17 protein-coding genes are annotated in these 18,796 nt (G+C 58.2%); 11 read left to right on the top strand and 6 right to left on the bottom strand.

Annotation, left to right across the window (positions count from 1 at the left end; translation table 11 throughout):
• Nucleotides 1–2: 2 nt before the first annotated feature.
• Entirely contained in the window at nucleotides 3–932 is a 930-nt protein-coding gene (locus tag R1T46_RS02810) for a glyoxylate/hydroxypyruvate reductase A (protein WP_317307253.1), read from the bottom strand.
• A 284-nt stretch (nucleotides 933–1,216) separates the two neighbouring features.
• Here R1T46_RS02810 and R1T46_RS02805 point away from each other — a divergent pair, with 284 nt between their 5' ends.
• The 4 genes from R1T46_RS02805 to R1T46_RS02790 all read left to right on the top strand — a co-directional run bounded on the left by R1T46_RS02805 (nucleotide 1,217) and on the right by R1T46_RS02790 (nucleotide 7,019).
• Nucleotides 1,217–2,041, top strand: coding sequence for an IclR family transcriptional regulator (locus tag R1T46_RS02805; protein ID WP_317307252.1), 825 nt, complete (start codon nucleotides 1,217–1,219; stop codon nucleotides 2,039–2,041).
• Nucleotides 2,042–2,210: 169 nt separating this feature from the next.
• Complete coding sequence (locus tag R1T46_RS02800) at nucleotides 2,211–4,304, top strand: 3-hydroxyacyl-CoA dehydrogenase NAD-binding domain-containing protein (RefSeq protein ID WP_317307251.1); 2,094 nt, start codon at nucleotides 2,211–2,213, stop codon at nucleotides 4,302–4,304.
• A 62-nt stretch (nucleotides 4,305–4,366) separates the two neighbouring features.
• A complete protein-coding gene (locus R1T46_RS02795; RefSeq protein ID WP_317307250.1) occupies nucleotides 4,367–5,551 on the top strand; it encodes an acetyl-CoA C-acyltransferase in 1,185 nt (394 codons plus the stop codon).
• 52 nt (nucleotides 5,552–5,603) lie between these two features.
• Nucleotides 5,604–7,019, top strand: coding sequence for an aldehyde dehydrogenase family protein (locus tag R1T46_RS02790; RefSeq protein ID WP_317307249.1), 1,416 nt, complete (start codon nucleotides 5,604–5,606; stop codon nucleotides 7,017–7,019).
• Nucleotides 7,020–7,157: 138 nt separating this feature from the next.
• Here R1T46_RS02790 and R1T46_RS02785 read toward each other — a convergent pair whose 3' ends face one another.
• Nucleotides 7,158–7,679: a QsdR family transcriptional regulator gene (locus R1T46_RS02785; RefSeq protein ID WP_317307248.1), complete on the bottom strand. Its 522-nt coding sequence runs from the start codon at nucleotides 7,677–7,679 to the stop codon at nucleotides 7,158–7,160.
• A gap of 115 nt (nucleotides 7,680–7,794) precedes the next feature.
• Between R1T46_RS02785 and R1T46_RS02780 the strand changes: the two genes are divergently transcribed.
• The 5 genes from R1T46_RS02780 (at nucleotide 7,795) to msrB (ending at nucleotide 12,773) form a co-directional block, all read left to right on the top strand.
• Nucleotides 7,795–8,778, top strand: coding sequence for a nitronate monooxygenase family protein (locus tag R1T46_RS02780; protein WP_317307247.1), 984 nt, complete (start codon nucleotides 7,795–7,797; stop codon nucleotides 8,776–8,778).
• Nucleotides 8,779–8,902: 124 nt separating this feature from the next.
• Complete coding sequence (locus R1T46_RS02775) at nucleotides 8,903–9,202, top strand: hypothetical protein (RefSeq protein WP_317307246.1); 300 nt, start codon at nucleotides 8,903–8,905, stop codon at nucleotides 9,200–9,202.
• Between the two features lie 36 nt (nucleotides 9,203–9,238).
• Complete coding sequence (locus R1T46_RS02770) at nucleotides 9,239–9,949, top strand: response regulator transcription factor (RefSeq protein ID WP_317307245.1); 711 nt, start codon at nucleotides 9,239–9,241, stop codon at nucleotides 9,947–9,949.
• A gap of 3 nt (nucleotides 9,950–9,952) precedes the next feature.
• On the top strand, nucleotides 9,953–11,434 hold the full coding sequence (locus tag R1T46_RS02765; protein ID WP_317307244.1) for a sensor histidine kinase: 1,482 nt from the start codon (nucleotides 9,953–9,955) through the stop codon (nucleotides 11,432–11,434).
• A gap of 118 nt (nucleotides 11,435–11,552) precedes the next feature.
• On the top strand, nucleotides 11,553–12,773 hold the full coding sequence (gene msrB, locus R1T46_RS02760) for a peptide-methionine (R)-S-oxide reductase MsrB (RefSeq protein WP_317307243.1): 1,221 nt from the start codon (nucleotides 11,553–11,555) through the stop codon (nucleotides 12,771–12,773).
• A 9-nt stretch (nucleotides 12,774–12,782) separates the two neighbouring features.
• On the opposite strand, the gene R1T46_RS02755 is transcribed toward msrB, so the two are convergent.
• Both R1T46_RS02755 and R1T46_RS02750 read right to left on the bottom strand, forming a co-directional pair.
• The gene (locus R1T46_RS02755) at nucleotides 12,783–13,505 is read right to left on the bottom strand and encodes a 3'-5' exonuclease (RefSeq protein WP_317307242.1); all 723 of its coding nucleotides are present in this window, start codon (nucleotides 13,503–13,505) and stop codon (nucleotides 12,783–12,785) included.
• Nucleotides 13,498–15,372 carry a putative nucleotidyltransferase substrate binding domain-containing protein gene (locus tag R1T46_RS02750; protein ID WP_317307241.1) on the bottom strand — a complete coding sequence of 625 codons (1,875 nt, stop codon included), beginning with the start codon at nucleotides 15,370–15,372 and terminating at the stop codon, nucleotides 13,498–13,500. The genes R1T46_RS02755 and R1T46_RS02750 overlap by 8 nt, the downstream gene beginning before the upstream one ends.
• Nucleotides 15,373–15,493: 121 nt before the next feature.
• Between R1T46_RS02750 and cobU the strand changes: the two genes are divergently transcribed.
• A complete protein-coding gene (gene cobU, locus R1T46_RS02745) occupies nucleotides 15,494–16,018 on the top strand; it encodes a bifunctional adenosylcobinamide kinase/adenosylcobinamide-phosphate guanylyltransferase (protein WP_317307240.1) in 525 nt (174 codons plus the stop codon).
• Here cobU and R1T46_RS02740 read toward each other — a convergent pair whose 3' ends face one another.
• Together R1T46_RS02740 and cobT are read right to left on the bottom strand one after the other, a co-directional pair.
• A complete protein-coding gene (locus R1T46_RS02740) occupies nucleotides 16,019–16,633 on the bottom strand; it encodes a histidine phosphatase family protein (RefSeq protein WP_126810828.1) in 615 nt (204 codons plus the stop codon).
• A 7-nt stretch (nucleotides 16,634–16,640) separates the two neighbouring features.
• Nucleotides 16,641–17,699: a nicotinate-nucleotide--dimethylbenzimidazole phosphoribosyltransferase gene (gene cobT / locus R1T46_RS02735; protein WP_317307239.1), complete on the bottom strand. Its 1,059-nt coding sequence runs from the start codon at nucleotides 17,697–17,699 to the stop codon at nucleotides 16,641–16,643.
• Between the two features lie 152 nt (nucleotides 17,700–17,851).
• Between cobT and cbiB the strand changes: the two genes are divergently transcribed.
• Nucleotides 17,852–18,793, top strand: coding sequence for an adenosylcobinamide-phosphate synthase CbiB (cbiB, locus tag R1T46_RS02730; protein WP_317308251.1), 942 nt, complete (start codon nucleotides 17,852–17,854; stop codon nucleotides 18,791–18,793).
• The last annotated feature ends 3 nt before the right edge of the window (nucleotides 18,794–18,796 follow it).

Here is an 18,796-nt window from a genome sequence, read left to right as displayed (position 1 = left end):
GTTCAGTAGCCCCGGCTGGGGTCCACGATGCCGGAAATCGGCTGACCATTATAGTGTGCCTGGATCTTACCGGTGATCTGCTCCAGGGTGGCCTCCCTCAGGGTGCGAGCCGAGATGTGTGGCGTAATGGTGATCTCCGGTCGCTGCCAGAAGGGGTGATCCGCGGGCAGGGGTTCCTGGCGAAACACATCCAGGGAGGCCCGGGCCACATGGCCGTCTTCTATGGCTTTAATCAGGTCCTCTTCCACCAGGTGTTCTCCCCGGCCCACGTTAATCACCACGGCATCGGGCATGAGTTGGCTAAGGTGCTGGTGGTTGAGAATGTCCCGGGTTTCGTCGGTCAATGGCAGAGTGTTTACCAGAACGCGGGTTGATTGCAGAAAATCGGTCAGGTTTTCGGTGCCGGAAAAGGTCGAGACGCCCTCCAGATCGTGCTTGCTGCGGGCCCAGCCATTGACCCGGTAATCCAGGCTGGCGAGGGTGCGCGCCACCCGCTTGCCAATGTGGCCAAGGCCCATGACGCCAACTGGCCAATCGCTGCGCTTGATTGGGCGATGAATTTTCCAGGTACCCTGGCGCTGCTGCTCGCGGTAGGTTTCCATGCCCCGGTTGGCTTCCAGCAGCTGGTGCAACACGTATTCCGCCATCTGCGCCGACATGCCGGCATCTTCCAGGCGCACGATGGGCAGTTGGGGCGGTAGATTGGGTACGGCCAGCAACCCATCGATGCCCGCCCCGAGGTTAAACACGGCTTTAAGCTTTTTCTCGCGCTCAAACAGTTGTTCCGGTGGTTGCCAGACAATGGCGTAATCGGCATCGACCACCGGACCGTTGGCGTCCCAAACGTGAATCTCGGCTTCCGGAAGCAGTTCCTTGATAGGAACGGTCCAGCGCTCCGGTTTGGGGTCTCCTGCTACAAATAGAACTTTCATGTGCTCTCCGGGGTTGTCAGCGACTTTGAATTCGGTTATTAAGTTTCACATTGCAGAATAATATACCGCAGATGGCCCGTAAACCTGGGGTTCTGTATCGCAATATTGGAAGAGAATTGAAACATAAAGGAAGAGTGTTTCATATTTGGCACGACTTTTGATAATGGTTTCTGGTACTTGATATCTGCAGCGATTAAAATACCGCATCTTTTCTTACTATCCGAACATAGCCCCGGTAGTCCGGGCACAGCGGATCAGGCGCAGCTGTTGGAGGACGCCCGTTTATGACAAAAGCACAAGCCACCCCGCCGGAACTCCTGGCAGCATCCGGTGATGGCGAACCGGTAAAGCCTGAAAAAGATCGTAAATTTGTAGAGGCACTTTCCCGTGGTCTCGACGTGCTTCGTGCCTTTAGCCAGGGCTCGGTGATTCTGGGGAATCAGGACATTGCGCGCCTGACCGGGCTGCCGAAACCCACTGTTTCGCGCATGACCTACACCCTGACCAAGCTGGGTTACCTCAGTTATAACGCCCAGTTGGAAAAGTACCAGCTCAGCTCCGGTGTATTGGCACTTGGTTATGCCTACGTTTCCAACCTTAAAGTGCGTCAGCTGGCCAAGCCTTACATGGACGAGTTTGCCCGTCAGACCAACATGTCCGTAGGCCTGACTTGCCGCGATCGTCTGCACATGATCTATGTAGAGAATCGCCTGCCGCCGGAAGCATCGCTGCTGCGTATGGACATCGGTTTGAAACTGCCCATGGCCACCACATCGGCCGGGCGTGCCTACTACTGCGCGATTTCGGATAAAGGCCGTAAGGTTATTACGGACGCCATGGAAGCCAAGTATGGTGATGCCTGGCCGGAGAAGCAGGAGGGCCTCGAACGCTCGATGGAGGACTACAAGACGTATGGCTTCTGTCTGTCGCTCGGCGAGTGGGATCGCAACATCAACTCTGCGGGTGTGCCCATTCATCTGCAGGACGGCACTATCATGGCGCTGACTTGTGCGGCGCCTTCCTATTTGATTTCCGGGGAAAAGCTGCGGGAATCCATTGCTCATCAACTGGCGATGCTGGCCAGCGATATCGAATCGCTTGGTGTTTAACCGGGTACTGGTGAAGAAGCCGGCCTTGGAGTAAGAACCCCAGAATTCGTTCTGGGGTTTTTTTACGCCTGCATTTTAGTTCATGGTTGAAACCTGCCGAAAACTTGTATTAAATCGTGACTATGTTTCGCTTGTTAAAACTATATTCCATAGATGGCTAGGAGAGATTATGTCTGAGGTCGTGACTTATAACCGGGAAGGCTCCATTGGCGTGATCACCGTGAACTATCCGCCGGTGAACGCCCTCAGCCATGCGGTTCGTTCCGGCCTGGTGGCTGCGCTGGAGCAGGGCCAGAAAGACGTTGACGCCAAGGTACTGTTGCTGGTGTGTGAAGGCCGCACTTTTATTGCCGGGGCCGACATTCGCGAATTCGGCAAGCCCATGCAGGACCCGGGGCTGCCGTCCGTTGTTGACCAGTATGAGAGCAGCGACAAGCCAATTGTTGCGGCTATTCACGGCACTGCGTTGGGCGGTGGCCTGGAAACCGCATTGGGCTGTCACTACCGGGTGGCCTTGAGCAGTGCCAAGGTGGGGCTACCGGAAGTGAAGTTGGGCCTGTTGCCGGGAGCCGGGGGCACCCAGCGCCTGCCGCGCCTGACGGGTGCCCAAAAGGCCCTGGAAATGATTACCACCGGCGAATTCGTAGGCGCTAACGACGCTTTGGCCCTGGGCATTGTTGATGCGGTTGAGGACGGCAGCGATATCAAGGCTGCAGGCCTGGCATACGCACAGAAAATTGCGGACGAAGGCAAGCCGGTCCGTCGCGTAAGGGACCTGACCGATAAGTTGCAGGCCGACAAGGGTAGCGATGTTTTTGAACAGTTCCGCGCCGGCTTGCAGAAAAAAGCGCGCGGCCTGTTTTCCCCGTTCAAGTGTGTAGATGCGGTGGAAGCCGCTTTCAGCCTGCCGTTCGAGGATGGCGTGAAGCGAGAGCGTGAACTGTTTATGGAGTGCATGGAGTCGCCCCAGCGTGCCGGGCTGGTTCACTCTTTCTTTGCTGAGCGGGAAGTCTCGAAGGTGAAGGGTTTGTCCAAGGACACGCCGGTTCGGGATATTCGCACCGTAGGGGTGATTGGTGCCGGCACCATGGGCGGTGGCATCGCCATGAACTTCGCCAACGCCGGGATTCCCGTGACCATCGCCGAGGTCAAGCAGGAGGCGCTGGACAAGGGCCTGGCAGTGATTCGCCGGAACTACGAGAACACCGCGAAGAAAGGCCGTATCACCCAGGCCCAGGTTGAGGAGCGCATGAACCTGATCAGCGGCACACTAACCTATGACGATTTCAGCGATGTGGATCTGGTGATCGAGGCGGTGTTTGAAAGCATGGACCTGAAGAGAAAGATCTTCGGTCAGTTGGACGACGCCTGCAAAGCGGGTGCGATTCTGGCGTCCAACACCTCCACCCTCAGTATTGATGACATTGCGGCGGCAACGAAACGTCCGCAGGACGTGATCGGCCTGCATTTCTTCAGCCCCGCCAACGTGATGAAGCTGCTGGAAATTGTACGCGGCGAAAAAACCTCTGATGAGGTCAAGGCCACCGCCATGGCGCTGGCGAAGAAGATTCGCAAGGTCGGGGTCATGGTGGGTAACTGCTATGGCTTCGTCGGCAATCGCATGCTGCACAAGCGGGGCGCTGAGGCCATGGCGCTGGTCAACGAAGGTGCGAGCCCGCAACAGGTGGACAAGGTACTGACCGATCTGGGCTTCCCCATGGGGCAGTTTGCGATGTCGGACCTGGCCGGTATCGATATTGGATACAGCATCCGTCAGGAGCGCCGCAAGGCAGGTGAGGACGTGCCGGCGAGCTGGATGGATAAGCTGGCGGAGCAGGGGCGCCTTGGCCAGAAGACCCAGGCGGGCGTGTACAGATACGAAGAGGGTAACCGCAAGCCGATTCCCGATCCGGAAGTGGACCGGGTTATTGCCGAATTCCGTCAGGAGCAGGGTATCAAGTCCCGCGAGATCACCGACCAGGAGATTCTGGAGCGGTGCATGTACGTGATGGTCAATGAGGGTGCCAAGATTCTGGAAGAGGGCATTGCGGACCGGTCCCTGGATATCGACATTACCTGGATCTATGGCTATGGCTTCCCGGCCTATCGGGGTGGGCCGATGTTCTGGGCGGATCAGATTGGCCTGGATACCATTCTCGGCACGGTCAGGAACTTCCACGACACCCTTGGGGGTGAGCAGTGGAAGCCGGCGGTCCTGTTAGAGAAGCTGGTTAGTGACGGTCGCAAGTTTGGGGATATCTAGAAGCCTGGGGGCTGGTCCCGGTTTTGGTTCTGTTCGCTTACTCGAATACGAAGGAAATTGTTATGTCTGATGCCGTTATTGTTTCCACTGCCCGCACGGGCCTGGGTAAATCCTACCGTGGTGCCCTGAACAACACCCACAGCGTGGACCTGGCTGGTCACGTTATTCAGCACGCTGTTGAGCGTGCGGGTATTGATCCGGCCATCGTGGAAGATGTGATCCTCGGCGCCACGTTCCATGAAGGCGCCCAGGGCAAGAACATCGCTCGGCTGGCGGCGATTCGTGCCGGTTTGCCGGTGACGACGGCAGGGCTTTCGATCAACCGTTTCTGTAGTTCCGGTCTTCAGTCCATTGCCATTGCCGCGCAGCGGGTGGTGTCGGAGAAGGTTCCGGCCATGGTGGCTGGTGGCGTCGAATCCATTTCCATGGTGCAGAACGAGAAGCTCAACAGCTTCCACGCTACTAACGACTGGCTGATGAAGAACAAGCCCGAGCTGTATCTGGCGATGATCGAAACCGCCGACATTGTGGCCCAGCGTTATGGCATTAGCCGTGAAGCCCAGGATGAGTACGCGCTGATTTCCCAGCAGCGCACTGCGGCGGCCCAGGATGCGGGCAGGTTTGATGATGAAATTGTGCCTTTCGACGCCACCATGATGGTGAAGGACAAGGAAACCGGTGACATCAGCTCTAAGGACGTCACCCTGACCCGTGACGAGTGCAACCGCCCCAACACCACGCTGGAAGGCCTCCAGGGCCTGAATCCGGTGCGCGGAGACAATCAGTTCGTCACTGCCGGTAACGCGTCCCAGCTGTCTGACGGTGCGTCCGTATGTACCGTGATGAACAGCACCTATGCCGAGAAAAACAACATCGAGCCGATGGGTATCTTCCGTGGTTTTGCCGTGGCAGGCTGCGAGCCGGATGAGATGGGTATTGGCCCGGTTTTCGCCATTCCGCGCCTGTTGGAGCGAAATGGTCTGAAAATGGACGATATCGACCTGTGGGAACTGAACGAAGCCTTTGCGTCACAGGTGGTTTACTGTCGTGATCGTCTGGGCATTCCGATGGAAAAGTTGAACGTCAACGGCGGTTCTATCTCCATTGGCCACCCCTATGGTGTTACCGGTTCCCGCCTGGCCGGCCATGCCCTGATTGAAGGTAAGCGACGTGGTGCCCGGTACGTGGTTGTGACAATGTGCATTGGTGGTGGCCAGGGCGCGGCTGGTCTTTTCGAGGTAGTGTAAGGCGGCCGTATCGCGGAACATCATCCACATGAATTTATTCAGGAGCGGAACCATGAAAGATCTCAGCAAAAACTACATCAACGGCCAATGGCAGAACTGGAATGGTGAGACCATTGATGTTCACGAAGCGGCCACTGGAGACGTTATTGCCAGGGTTCCCGCCGCCGGTCGTGAGGAAATGGAGAAGGCCATCGCCGCTGCCAGTACGGCCTTCGAAAGCTGGTCGGAAAGCACGCTGGAAAAGCGATTGCACGTGCTGGAACAGCTGCATGCTGGTTTGAAAGAACGGGCGGGTGAGATAGCCGAAACGGTATGCCGGGAAGTGGGCATGCCCATCAAACTGGCCACCGGCATTCAGGCGGGGCTGCCAGCCACCATTACCAAAAGCTACCTGAAAATGCTGCCGGAATTCACCTTTTCCGAACAGGTCGGCAACTCCGAGGTGCAGTACACGCCGGTGGGCGTGGTGGGATGCATCACCCCCTGGAACTACCCTCTGCACCAGGTCATCCTCAAGGTGGTTCCGGCCATTGCCGCCGGTTGCACGGTGGTGCTCAAGCCGTCTGAAATCGCGCCCCAGAGTGCCTTTATCCTGGCGGATATTCTGGACCAGACAGACCTTCCCGAGGGTGTCTTCAATCTCGTCTGCGGCGAAGGCCATACAGTGGGCGACACGCTGATCAAGCACCCGGATGTCAACATGGTGTCGTTCACCGGCTCCACCCGCACCGGCAGCCTGATTGCCCACGCTGCCGCCGATGATTTCAAGCGCTTTGCCCTGGAGATGGGCGGCAAATCTGCATCGGTTATCCTGTCGGATGCTGACCTGGCGAAAGCGGTCAAGGGAACCGTCAACAACTGCCTGCTGAACTCAGGCCAGACCTGCACGGCGCTGACCCGCATGCTGGTTCCGGCCCAGAAGCATGACGAAGCCTGCGAACTGGCCGCTAACGCGGTGGCGAAAATGACGCCGGGCAATCCGCTGGAAGAAACCACACGCCTGGGCCCGCTGGCTTCCGCTCAACAGCGGGACAAGGTCATCGACTTTATCAACATTGGTATCAAAGAAGGCGCCACCCTGGTTGCTGGCGGCCCAGAAGCTCCGGAAGGCTGCGACAAGGGCTACTTCGTCAAGGCCACGGTGTTCGGTAACGTCAAACCCGACAGCCGCATCGCCCAGGAGGAAATTTTCGGCCCCGTGCTGTGCGTGATCCCCTATCAGGACGAAGCCGAGGCCATCGAGATAGCCAATGGCACCGCCTATGGCCTGTCCGGCGCTGTCTGGTCGGCCGATGATGCCCACGCGAAAAAAGTGGCAGGTAAACTGCGCACCGGGCAGGTGTTCGTCAACGGCGGGGACTTCAACCCGTTGGCGCCGTTTGGCGGCTTCGGCCACTCCGGTATCGGTCGCGAATTCGGCAAATGGGGACTTGAAGAGTTTCTGGAGGTGCGGTCCCTGCAGCTTTAAGCCTGCTCGTCAGCGGGCTAGGCCCGAGGTGGTGCCCTTTTCTTCTGGGAAAAACAACTCGCTGCGCTCAGACATCTTTTTCCCGGCAGAAAAGGGCCCCACCCCGTGCCTGATGGGCTTTGGCGGATATGTCTCTGTTCAGGCTGTTCCGCCAAGCATTACACGAACAGCGGTACAGGCGTCTTCCAGCTCCTCTTCACGGGGTTCGCGGCCGTTGATGATGTCGCTGTACAGGCAGGATTCGGCCAGGCGCACCATGAAGTAGGACAGGCTGTTGACGTTCAGAGGCGGATTAATATGTCCGCCTGCAATCTGATCCCGAAGTGTGCGGGTGTTGGCCTCAACGGTACGGCTGTGAAGGGTGGACTGGGATGACGTCAGGATTTTGAGCGCGTACTCCGGGTCTTCGCGGATAAAACGCCGCAAAGGTTCAGAGTGCAACAGGGTGGAATTAATGTGGCGGTATACCCCGACTACAAAGTCGACGCCGTTCCCCGGCGTTGCGTTCAGCGCTTCCTGCCTCAGGGGTGCGTAGAGTGACCAGAGCACTTCCCCCAGCAGCAAATCCTTGTTGCCAACCCAGCGAAACAGGGTGGCCCTGCCAATATTCAATTCTGCAGACAGCGATGCCAGGTGAATTCGTTCACCTTTTAACCACATCCTTCGTGCACGTCGGAAGGCATCTGCTGGTGTCGCCCTTGTTGTTGTTTTTTCTGTCACTGCAACCTCGTATCGGTACTCGATTTCATTCTAACGACAAAACAGGAAGCCCGCTATGAAGACCAGAATCACCGAATTGTTTGGTATCCATCACCCGATTATCCAGGGAGGCATGCACCACGTTGGGTATGCGGAGTTGGCCGCCGCCGTTTCCAACGCCGGTGGCCTCGGTATGATCACCGGGCTGACTCAGCCTACCCCGGAAGACCTCTCCAGGGAAATTGCACGTTGTGCCGAGATGACTGATCGGCCGTTCGGCGTCAACCTCACGTTCCTGCCGTCCTTCAAGGCGCCGCCCTACCCGGATTATATCCAGGCCATTGTCGACGGTGGTGTGAAAGTGGTGGAAACGGCCGGGCGTAGTCCCGAGCAATACATGCCCCAGCTCAAAGCGGCAGGTATCAAGGTTATCCACAAATGCACGTCTGTGCGTCACGCCCTGAAGGCTGAAAAAATCGGTTGCGATGCGGTCAGCGTGGACGGCTTCGAATGTGGCGGCCATCCGGGTGAGGATGACATCCCTAACTTTATCCTGCTGCCACGCGCTGCGGAAGAACTCACCATTCCATTTGTCGCTTCAGGCGGCATGGCTGATGGCCGCAGCCTGGTGGCGGCTATGGCATTGGGCGCTGATGGCATGAATATGGGTACCCGTTTTCTGGCGACCACAGACGCTCCCATCCATGACAATGTCAAACAGGCCATTGTCGACGCGGATGAACTTCAGACCCGCCTTATTATGCGGAACCTCCGTAACACCGAGCGTGTAATGAATAACGCCGCAGTGGAAGAAATTATCCGTATCGAGAACGTGAAAGCCGGCACCGAAACCATTGACGATATCCGCCATCTGGTCACTGGCGTGAAGGGCAGGTTGGTGCTTCAGGAAGGCAAGATGGATGAGGCAGCCTGGAGTTGTGGCATGGTGGCGGGGCTGATTCACGACATTCCCAGTTGTGAGGAACTGGTTGGCCGAATTATGGACGAGGCCGACAGCATCATTCGTCAGCGCCTGCTGGGAAGCCTGGCAATGGCGTGACAGATTTGTGAAGTTTCCGCGATACACTCTTTAATACTTCGTGATTGTGCCGTGATGGCACTGCTTCAGGATAGATGTCGAACCTGCCAATCAGGCAGGTAAATATTCTTGGGGAGAAATCACGATGAACAAGCTCACGACAATCGCAGCAATGGCCCTGTTCGGCTTGATGGCAAGCGCGGCTCAGGCAGATGACATGGCGTCTGAAGATGGCATGATGAAGGATGATATGAAAGGATCAATGGAACACAACGACATGAAGAAAGACGGCATGTCGGATTCCATGGGCCACGACATGAAGAAAGATGGCATGTCTGACGACCACATGGACATGAAGGATGACGGAATGGGCATGAAAGACGACAAGGCCATGCACGACGATATGACGGACCCCGGTGTGGGCAAGGCAAGTGCCACGAACTAACCGGTGGCCATCGAAGGGCATCAGAATCAGGAACCTATGACGCGAAACGTACTGATTGTGGAAGACAACCCCGGTATTGGTGAGCTGGTGCGAATGCACGTGGCTGACCTTGGTATGAATGCCATTCTCTGTGACCGGGGCGATACCGGGCTGGAGCGTTTCCGCGAAGGGGATATTGACCTTGTGGTGCTTGATCTGATGTTGCCTGGAATGGACGGGCTCTCGGTGTGTCGGGAGATTCGCTCCGGCCCGGGGTATGTGCCGGTGCTGATGCTCACGGCGAAAAGCACGGAGCTGGATCGTGTGCTGGGATTGGAGATGGGGGCGGACGATTACCTCACCAAGCCCTTCAGCGTGGCCGAACTGTCGGCGCGGGTGAAGGCTCTGTTCCGGCGGGTGGACGCCATGTCGAATTCGTCGGGCGAAACGTCCGGGCCTGAAGAGTCGGGTGAGTTGGACACCGAAGGTTTGCGTATCGATCCGGCCCGGCGCCGTGTGTTCGTGTGGGAACAGGAGGTGGAATTGACAGCCCGGGAGTTCGACCTGCTCTGGCACTTTGCCAGCCACCCGGGACGTGTGTTCAGCCGGGTTCAGCTGCTGGACAAGGTCTGGGGCTATAACCACGAAGGGTACGAGCATACCGTCAATACCCACATTAACCGTCTGCGCGGGAAGATTGAGCAAGACCCGGCGCGACCGGAGTTTATCGAAACCGTCTGGGGGGTGGGCTATCGCTTCCGGGACTGAACCATGCTGAAGACACTCTACACCCGGCTGACGTTAGGTCTTTTCCTGCTCCTGTTGGCCGTTGGTCTGCTGTACACCTTTTTCAGCTTGTATTCCCTGCGGGAGTACAACGCGTCTGTTAATCAGGAGCTGCACCGGGATTTGGCGAAAGACCTGGTGGCAGACAGGAATCTGGTCAGTGAAGGGGAACTCGACCGCGGCGCCCTGAAAGAACTTTTTGCGCTGTATATGACCATCAATCCCAGCATTGAAATCTACCTGTTGGATCTGGAAGGCACCATCCTCTCTTATTCCGCTGATCCGGCGAAGATCAAGCGCAAGCAAGTCTCGCTCGAACCCATCCGCCGCCTGATGAACGATATGGACAGCTACCCGGTACTGGGCGATGACCCCCGCAGCCATGACCGGCAGAAAGTCTTTTCCGTAACGCCGGTACCGTCGATGGACAATCCGGAGGGGTATCTATACGTGGTGTTGCGCGGTGAGGAGTACGATGCCGCGGAAACCATGGCTCGGGGTGGTCACTTGGTGGAACTGAGCGCCTGGGCCCTGATCGTCAGCCTGGCGGTGGTGATGATTGCGGGGCTGGCTGTCTTCCGGCTGCTGACGCGCCGGCTGACCTTGCTGACCCGTCTGGTGGAGGATTTTGAGCACAGTGACATGAGCCACAGAGCCCTGGACATTACCTGGCGGGACCGCCGGCCAGTGGTGCGCGACGAAATTGACTACCTGGGTGCCACCTTTGATGACATGGCCAGCCGCATTGCGTCCCAGATCGAACTGCTGACGGAAAAAGACGCCCAGCGCCGGCAACTGGTGGCCCAGGTGTCCCATGATCTGCGAACGCCGCTGGCCTCGATGCAGGGCTACATTGAAAGCCTCAAGCTCCGGCGTGACCGGCTGACAGCGGAAGAACAGGACCGCTTTCTCGACATTGCCCTCAAAGAGGGCCGACGCCTGAGCCGCCTGGTGGACGAGCTGTTTGAGCTTGCGGCCCTCGAGGCCCGGGAAAAGCAGCCCGTGCCGGAACCCTTTCCGCTGGCTGAATTGGTGCACGACGTGGTCCAGAAGCATGGACAAGAGGCCAGCACCCGGCAGTTGGAACTTGTGGTGGATGGCGATCCCGACCTCCCCCTGGCGTACGCTGACCTGGCCATGACCGAGCGGGTGCTGGATAACCTGATCGGCAATGCCATTGCATACAGCCCCTCAGAGAGCCGTATTGAAGTGGTGTTAGGGCAGGCGGACGGACTGCCGCAGGTTTACGTTCACGACAGTGGCCCGGGTATTCCGGAGCAGGACCTGCCCCACATCTTCGACCCTTTCTACCGTGGCGAATCGTCCGGCGGTTCCGGCCATGCCGGCCTGGGGCTGGCCATCGCTCGCAGAATCATGACTCTTCAGGGCGGTGATATCAGCGTTGAGAACCTGAGCTCCGGCGGCGCATCTTTCTGCATACGCTTGCCGATAGGGCCACCCAAATAGGCTGCCTGCATCCGTAATGATCTCTCCGGCGTTATACAAACGTAATAAACTGGAGAAAGTGATGTGATGAATCCCGTGCAAACTGGTCACAGTATTCAAAAGGCAAGAGGTTAAGGTTATGAAACGGTATCTGTTACTGACGTCTATCGCGGCCGCGATCGCATTGACCGGTTTCCAGGTTGGGGCCTCCAAAGGGACGGAATCACAATACGCCCCGGATGATCCAGGCCTGGCGGTTGCTACGTTCGCTGGTGGCTGCTTCTGGTGTGTGGAAGCGGCGTATGAAGAGAAAGTGCCCGGTGTTGTTGAGGCGGTGTCCGGCTATAGTGGCGGCGACGAGAAGAACCCGAACTATAAACAGGTAGCTGGTGGCCGCACAGGCCATACCGAGGCGGTCCAGGTGTACTATGATCCTGATACGATCACCTACGAAGGCCTGCTCCAGGCTCTGTGGCGTACGGCCAACCCAACCGACGTGAAAGGCCAGTACGTGGACCGGGGCAAACAGTACCGGCCGGCGATTTTCTACCACAACGAAGCACAGAAACGCGCCGCCGAGGCCTCGATAAAGGCGCTGGAAGAATCTGGCCGTTATGATCATCCGGTCAAGATTGAAGTGGTGCCTTTCGAAGCGTTCTACGACGCCGAGGAATACCATCAGGACTACTACAAGAAGAACCCGGTGCGGTACCAGTTCTATACCTTCAACTCCGGTCGCTACCAGTTTATCGAGAAAGTCTGGGGCGAGGACGAGAAAGTAGACTATGCCGAGTATCGTCCCGAGAGCAACGGTGGTTCCACGCAGGCCACTGTCAACAAAGCGTCTGGTGGCAAATCCGACATGAACCTCAGCCGGGTTGAGGCATTCAACCCGGACACGTTCACCAAGCCGGACAACAAAACGCTCAAGGCACGGTTGACTGAGGAGCAGTACGAAATCACCCAGGAGGACGGCACCGAGCCCGCTTATCAGAACGAGTATTATGATGAGAAACGGGCCGGTATCTACGTGGACATTGTGTCCGGTGAGCCGCTGTTTTCCTCACGTGACAAGTACAAGTCCAACACTGGCTGGCCCAGCTTTACCAAGCCGATCAGCTCAGACATGGTGGTGGAGAAAGAGGACAGCAGCTTCTTCATGACCCGCACCGAGATCCGTAGCCGTTATGCGGACTCCCACCTTGGGCATGTGTTCAACGACGGCCCGGCGCCAACGGGGTTGCGTTACTGCATGAACTCGGCCGCGCTCCGGTTCATCCCGTTGGAGAACATGGAGAAGGAAGGTTACGGTGCGCTGATTAGTGAAGTGAAAGAAGCCAACCGTACGGCTTCCAACTAAGGAAACACGCTACAGCCAGAGATCCCGGATAGGGGTCTCTGGCGAAAAGTGGTGCTGGATTTGCGCCATCAGCAGTTCGGCGCTGGCCAGCGCGTCCACCACGGCATTGTGTGGTGGGTAGTGTGGCAGCCCATATCGCAGCCGGCTGTCTGCCAGCCGAATCGAGATCGGCTGCTGTCCCCTCAACCTCTGCCACCAGGAGGGTTTCCGATTGGGATGCAAGTAAGCCTCAATGGCCATGGTATCCATCACTGGAAAGCGTATTTCCTCCCCGATTCTCCACTTCAGCGCCATGTTCAGGAATGGACGTTCGATATTGCGATAGTGCACGACCGGTACGCGCCCGGCCAGGCTTTCCAGAAATTCGTCCAGTACGTCGGCCAGATCAGGGGCCTTGTCGATATCGGTATGGGTTATGCCATGTATCGTGATAGAGGTCTGGTGTAGCGGCAGTTGCGGTTTTACCAGCCAGTGTCGCGAACCACTCAGTTGCACCCGGTCAAGGGTGAAGGGCACCACACCGATACTGACGATGGAGTGCCTGTCAGGGTCCAGGCCGGTGGTTTCGAAATCCACGGCAACAAACGGGACCTCGCTCAGGGGCGTTTCCGGCGCCACACAACCTGCCTCGTAGAACGTCTTCAGTCGCGGGTCTTTCGTTTGTGTTGCCAGTTCCCGGTACTGTTCGGGCCAGGACAAAGTGTCGATCTGTGCTGCCTTGCCATCAGACATTCCGGGTAGCCTGGGGGTTGTAGCGGAATTTGAGGAACTTTTGTGCCTGGCCGACCACCTGGAAAGCGTCTTTCAGGTGGCTGCGCTCGAACGGCGAAAGGTCTTCCGGCCGCACATTGTTGTCTGGCTCTCGACCTGCTTCGATGGAGAGGGCCTGATGTCGAATACGCACTATCGCAATAAACTCGAAGGCGTCCCGAAGGTTATCAACCCCATCCTCCGGAATAAGCTTCGTCTGACCAATGGCTTTGAGCCGGTTGAATGTGTTCTGTGCCCGTGAGCCACAGGCCAGGGCATGCACCCGGATCAGATCCGACACCGGTGCCGTGCCGCGACGCTTCAGGTTGAAGGTCTTGGCCTGCTTGCCGCTTTCCTCCATCACAAAGGTACGGAAAAAGCCCAGCGGTGGCGTGCGGTTGAGGGCGTTGCGGGCCAGCATGGCCAGGAAGCGCTGGCTATTGCTCGCTTTATCCGCAATGAAGGTTTTCAGTTCTTCGGTGTATTCGGTGCGGCCGTGGATGCCGTCCAGGTCGAAGAAAATATTGCTGTTGAGCAGGGCCTCCGCCTTGGGGTTTTCGATCCAGTCAGCGAAGTACTTCTTCCAGACTCGCAGGGGCTGTCGCCATTTCTGGTTGGTGGCCATGATATCGCCGGTGCAGTAGCTGTAGCCGCACTCGGCCAGGCCATCGCTGACAAATTTCGCCAGGGCGAGGAAATACTCGTCGTGCTGCTCAGGGTCGAAGCTGTCGTCCAGCACCATGGCGTTGTCCTGGTCGGTGACGACCAGTTGTTCGTCCCGGGCCATGGAGCCCAGCGCCATAAAACAATAAGGCACCGGTGGCGGTCCCAGCTTTTCCTCACCCAGTTCGAGTAGCCGCTGACTGAAGGTGCGGCCGATGCCTGCCATGGCGCTGCCAATCATATGGGAATTGGCATCTTCACGAACCATGCGCACGAAGGTGTTTGGCACCTCTTTGCTCAGGCGCCTCAGGCCCTTGACGTCCTGTTGGTGATAGATATTGCTGACCAGGTAAAGGCTGCTTTGGGATTCATGCTTGACGATATCCGACAGCGCGATGACGCCCCGTACGGTATCGCCTTCCATCACTGGAAGGTGATGCACGTTATTGTGGAGCATGGTCAGCATGGCTTCGAAAATAAAGGCGCTGGTACGGGTGGTAATCAGCTCTTCCGTCATGATGTCGCTGATGGGTGTCTCTGATGGCAGCGCCTCGCACAGTGCGCGGGTACGCAGGTCGCGGTCGGTTATTATGCCGGAGAGCGTGGGCTTGTCACCGTTTTCGTCCATCAGCAACAGGGCAGATACCCCCCGGTCCGTCATGATGCGCGCTGCCTCCTGAAGGCGTACGGTATTGGGTGCCATGACAGGCTCGCGGGAAATAAGCCGGGTAACTCGTGCCGTCATTGGCTGGTTGGACTTCTCGCGCCGGGAAAGCGCGGAACGCAGCCGTGAGTGGTTCTCGGTTTCCACAAAATCGGTGAAGCTCTCGTCGTTTTCCCACAAATACTGAAACACCTCGTCAGGAATGAGGTATATCAGGGAATCTTCCAAGGCCTTGGCTGGAAACCGCACCGATTTGTTCATCAGCAGGCCAAACTGACCGAAAATCTCACCTTCGGTTATGCGATTGTAGAGTTCGCCTGAACGGCGATAGATCTCGACGGCTCCACTGCGTACATAGTGCAGGTTGGCGTTTGGTTCATCCAGCTTCAGAATGTCGGTACCTGCGCGAAAATAGGCAATTTCGATACTCGATACGATACGGTCCAGAAACTCCTCCGGCATTTCGTCGAATGGAGAGTGCTGGGTCAGATGGTTGCGTATTTCAATCAGCTCTGCCTGCATTGCTCGTTCCTTTTCGCACCGGTTAGGCCTATAGAATTTATCACGCAATATAGCAGTGGCGCTGTTTTACGGCCATGATGTTGGGCAAGATAGCGTTGGTTTACACACGAGAGGATGGGTTTTGTCTGGTACTCATACACTGGTTCTTGGGGGCATTCGATCCGGCAAAACCGCGCTGGCGGAGCGTATTGCCTGTGAGGCCGGTTCACCGGTGGTTTATGTTGCAACGGCGACTGCCGACGATGAAGAAATGACCCGGCGGGTGGCCCGCCACCGGCAGAATCGGCCGCCGGAATGGGGGTTGGCAGAAGAGCCCTTGAAGCTGGCCTCCCTGCTGGATGGTTACGCCAGGGAACCACAGCCACCCTTGTTGCTGGTGGATTGCATGAGCCTGTGGGTGAGCAACCTGTTGTTTGCCGGCGACGAGGAATTTGCCCGTGAGCGTACCGCCTTCCTGCGGGCGCTGGAGAACTACCCGGGCCAAATCGTGATTGTCAGTAATGAAGTGGGCCTGGGTACCATCGGCATGGACCCGCTCACCCGCCGTTTCTGCGATGAACTGGGTTGGCTCAACCAGGATCTTGCCACCTGTTGCGAGCAGGTGCTGATGAGCGTGGCGGGGCTGCCGCAAACGTTGAAAGGCTGATTATGCGCCGTGCGTTTGCAGGCAACTGAGCAGGCCATGTTCCGAGATGTCCACGCGGATACGACTGCGACAGGCGTAGGGGACCGTTAACGCTGAAAAAGAGCGTTCAGTGGGGATACCCATTACCTCCGCCAGGAGCATGCGAATCACACCGCCATGGCACACCACGAGTACCCGCTTTCCTGCCGCTTGGGTTTGCCAATCCTGCCAGGCACTGCTGACCCTTTGCCGGAATTCGGTGATAGCCTCACCACCGGGCGGAGGATAACGAACCGGGTCGCTCCAGAAGCGGGTCAGCGCCTCGGGCGTATCGGCCATGATGTTCTCGGAGGTTCTGCCCTCCCAGTCACCGAAAGCAATCTCCCTCAGCCGTGGCTCCTGGTGCAACGGAATCTGACGTTGCTCCGCCAACTGTTCTGCGAAGAGGCGGCAGCGCAGCAGTGGGGAGGTGATGATCACATCCCACTGGTCATCGTCCCTGATAGCCGCGTTCATTTGCTGCCAGCCGGTGTCGCTCAGTGGATCATCCTTGCTGCCCCGGAACATGGGCCCGCCGGCAGGTTCACCATGACGGATCAGGTCGAAAAACGCAGTGGTGTTCTGGTTATTGGTCATCCCCGCTTCAGCCCTCGTCCTTGTCGGTCACGCCGGCGTCAGCGAAGCTGGCCATCTGGTTGTGCAGGGCACAGGCGCTGCGCAGCAACGGAACCGCCACCGCAGCGCCTGTGCCTTCACCCAGGCGCATGCCCAGATCAAGCAATGGCTTGGCATCCAGTGCGTCTAGCACCGCCTGGTGCCCCGGCTCCGCCGAACGATGGGCGAACACAAGCCAGTGCCGGAGTTGTGGTTGTTGACGAACGGCCACCAGGGCGGCAACGGAAACAATAAATCCATCCACCAGTACGGGAATGCCGCGCGCCGCGCTGCCCAGAATGGCGCCTGCCAGCGCAGCAATCTCGAACCCGCCGAGGGAGGTCAGCACCGCCAGGGGGTCGCGGTTGTTGCCGTGCCTGGCCAACGCCCGGGCGATGACCTCACACTTTCGAGACACGCCGGCTGCGTCCAGTCCCGTGCCCGGCCCGGCGAGGTTTTCCGGGCTTTGTTCCAGCAACGCGCAGGCCACGGCGGTGGCACTGGTGGTATTGCCGATACCCATATCGCCACCCATAAACAGTCGGCATCCGTCATCCGCGGCGCGGGCGGCGGCCCTGTCACCACTGGCCAGCGCCTGTTCAAACTGGCCCGGCGTCATCGCGTCGGTTGTGGCCAGATTGGCGGTGCCCGCTGCGATCTGCTCATCACGTACATCGGTCAACGGCGGAACGTCGCCGACGGTTCCGAGATTTACCACTTCCAGCGAGGCTCCCAGTTCCCGAGCCAACACGCTGATAGCCGCACCCCCGCTGGCAAAGTTCGCAATCATCTGGGCGGTGACTTCCTGGGGGTACGCGGATACGCCCTCCGCACAGACGCCGTGATCCGCCGCGAAAACAGCGATTCGGACAGGGTCGACCTGCGGATGTTGCGTGCGCTGAAGGCCCGCCAGTGTCATCGCTACGTCTTCCAGCTGCCCCAGAGACCCCCGGGGCTTGGTGAGCACGTGCTGGCGTTGCCGTGCCCGCTCAGAAAAATGGGTGTCGGAGGGTGGCAACGGCTGTGTCCAGCAGGAAGGCAGCGGCATGGTTGGATCCTGAGGTGGCAAAGTGTCGGGAGCCGAAGATGGTCTACCCGGCCTGAAAAAGTGTCAAGGATAGCAGCCACTCGGTTAGACTTCCTTTCGATCACGACAACCCACCGCCCGCTCGAAGAGACATTGCTGATTTGAACGCCTTCATTCTCGCCGTGACAGCTTGTTTTATCGCCGTTGTATTGGATCGCTGGCTGGGTGAGCCGCGTCGGTGGCACCCGCTCGTTGGTTTTGGGCATGTCGCCGCCTTCCTTGAGCAGAGATTGAATCGGCTACCTGAGCGAATGGCGGGATCGATGGTTCTCGGGTTTCTGGCCCTGTTAATCGCTGTGATACCCGTACTGGCGGCAGCCGAGTGGTTGCGCTGGTGGTTGGGGAACTGGGAATACTTGCTGGTTCAGGCTGTGGTGCTGTATTTCGCCCTGTCCATTCGTGGCCTGACGGAGCACGGTCGGGCAGTGTCTGACGCGTTGCATGGGGGCGACCTTGAGAATGCCCGGGCACAGGTCGGTCGTATCGTCAGTCGTGATGCAGCGGCGCTTGATGACAGTGGCGTAGCAACAGCCGCGACCGAGTCCATGCTGGAGAATGGGGCGGATGCGGTTTTTGCCAGCCTGTTCTGGTTTTTCGTAGCCGGCGTTCCGGGCATATTGCTTCACCGGCTGGTGAACACCCTGGACGCCATGTGGGGGTATCGAATTGATCGCTACCAGTATTTTGGCCGCGCTGCGGCGAGGCTGGACGACGTATTGAACTGGGTACCCGCTCGCCTCACGGCGCTGACCTACAGCCTGCTTGGCGATGTCCGTGGCGGCTTTCGTTGCTGGCGGGCACAGGCGCCGGCCTGGGACAGCCCGAACGCCGGCCCGGTCATGGCTGCTGGGGCTGGGGCTTTGGGGGTTGTGCTCGGCGGCCCTGCGCCTTACGCCTCAGGCATCAAGCAACGGCCCGTGCTCGGTGAAGGTGAACCGGCATCGGCCGAGACCATTGATGCGGCTATCCAACTTGTACATCGCGGCGTGTGGTTGTGGCTCGGACTGTTGGCAGTGGTCGCCATTCTCGGATGGATAACCAGCGCCGCGCCTTGAAGG

This window comes from Marinobacter salarius, assembly GCF_032922745.1.
In the GTDB taxonomy this organism is placed as follows: domain Bacteria; phylum Pseudomonadota; class Gammaproteobacteria; order Pseudomonadales; family Oleiphilaceae; genus Marinobacter.
Note: the sequence above shows the minus strand (reverse complement) of the source record. Positions and strands in the feature narration are given on the sequence as shown.

Excerpts from the sequence above, each read along its gene's own strand:
- R1T46_RS02755 (WP_317307242.1), bottom strand. The coding sequence starts at position 13,505 with ATGTCTGATGGCAAGGCAGCACAGATCGACACTTTGTCCTGGCCCGAA.
- R1T46_RS02800 (WP_317307251.1), top strand. The coding sequence starts at position 2,211 with ATGTCTGAGGTCGTGACTTATAACCGGGAAGGCTCCATTGGCGTGATC.
- R1T46_RS02775 (WP_317307246.1), top strand. The coding sequence starts at position 8,903 with ATGAACAAGCTCACGACAATCGCAGCAATGGCCCTGTTCGGCTTGATG.
- R1T46_RS02785 (WP_317307248.1), bottom strand. The coding sequence starts at position 7,679 with ATGTGGTTAAAAGGTGAACGAATTCACCTGGCATCGCTGTCTGCAGAA.
- R1T46_RS02805 (WP_317307252.1), top strand. The coding sequence starts at position 1,217 with ATGACAAAAGCACAAGCCACCCCGCCGGAACTCCTGGCAGCATCCGGT.
- R1T46_RS02810 (WP_317307253.1), bottom strand. The coding sequence starts at position 932 with ATGAAAGTTCTATTTGTAGCAGGAGACCCCAAACCGGAGCGCTGGACC.
- R1T46_RS02740 (WP_126810828.1), bottom strand. The coding sequence starts at position 16,633 with ATGACCAATAACCAGAACACCACTGCGTTTTTCGACCTGATCCGTCAT.
- R1T46_RS02780 (WP_317307247.1), top strand. The coding sequence starts at position 7,795 with ATGAAGACCAGAATCACCGAATTGTTTGGTATCCATCACCCGATTATC.
- R1T46_RS02790 (WP_317307249.1), top strand. The coding sequence starts at position 5,604 with ATGAAAGATCTCAGCAAAAACTACATCAACGGCCAATGGCAGAACTGG.
- cobT (WP_317307239.1), bottom strand. The coding sequence starts at position 17,699 with ATGCCGCTGCCTTCCTGCTGGACACAGCCGTTGCCACCCTCCGACACC.
- R1T46_RS02765 (WP_317307244.1), top strand. The coding sequence starts at position 9,953 with ATGCTGAAGACACTCTACACCCGGCTGACGTTAGGTCTTTTCCTGCTC.
- msrB (WP_317307243.1), top strand. The coding sequence starts at position 11,553 with ATGAAACGGTATCTGTTACTGACGTCTATCGCGGCCGCGATCGCATTG.
- R1T46_RS02795 (WP_317307250.1), top strand. The coding sequence starts at position 4,367 with ATGTCTGATGCCGTTATTGTTTCCACTGCCCGCACGGGCCTGGGTAAA.
- R1T46_RS02770 (WP_317307245.1), top strand. The coding sequence starts at position 9,239 with ATGACGCGAAACGTACTGATTGTGGAAGACAACCCCGGTATTGGTGAG.
- R1T46_RS02750 (WP_317307241.1), bottom strand. The coding sequence starts at position 15,372 with ATGCAGGCAGAGCTGATTGAAATACGCAACCATCTGACCCAGCACTCT.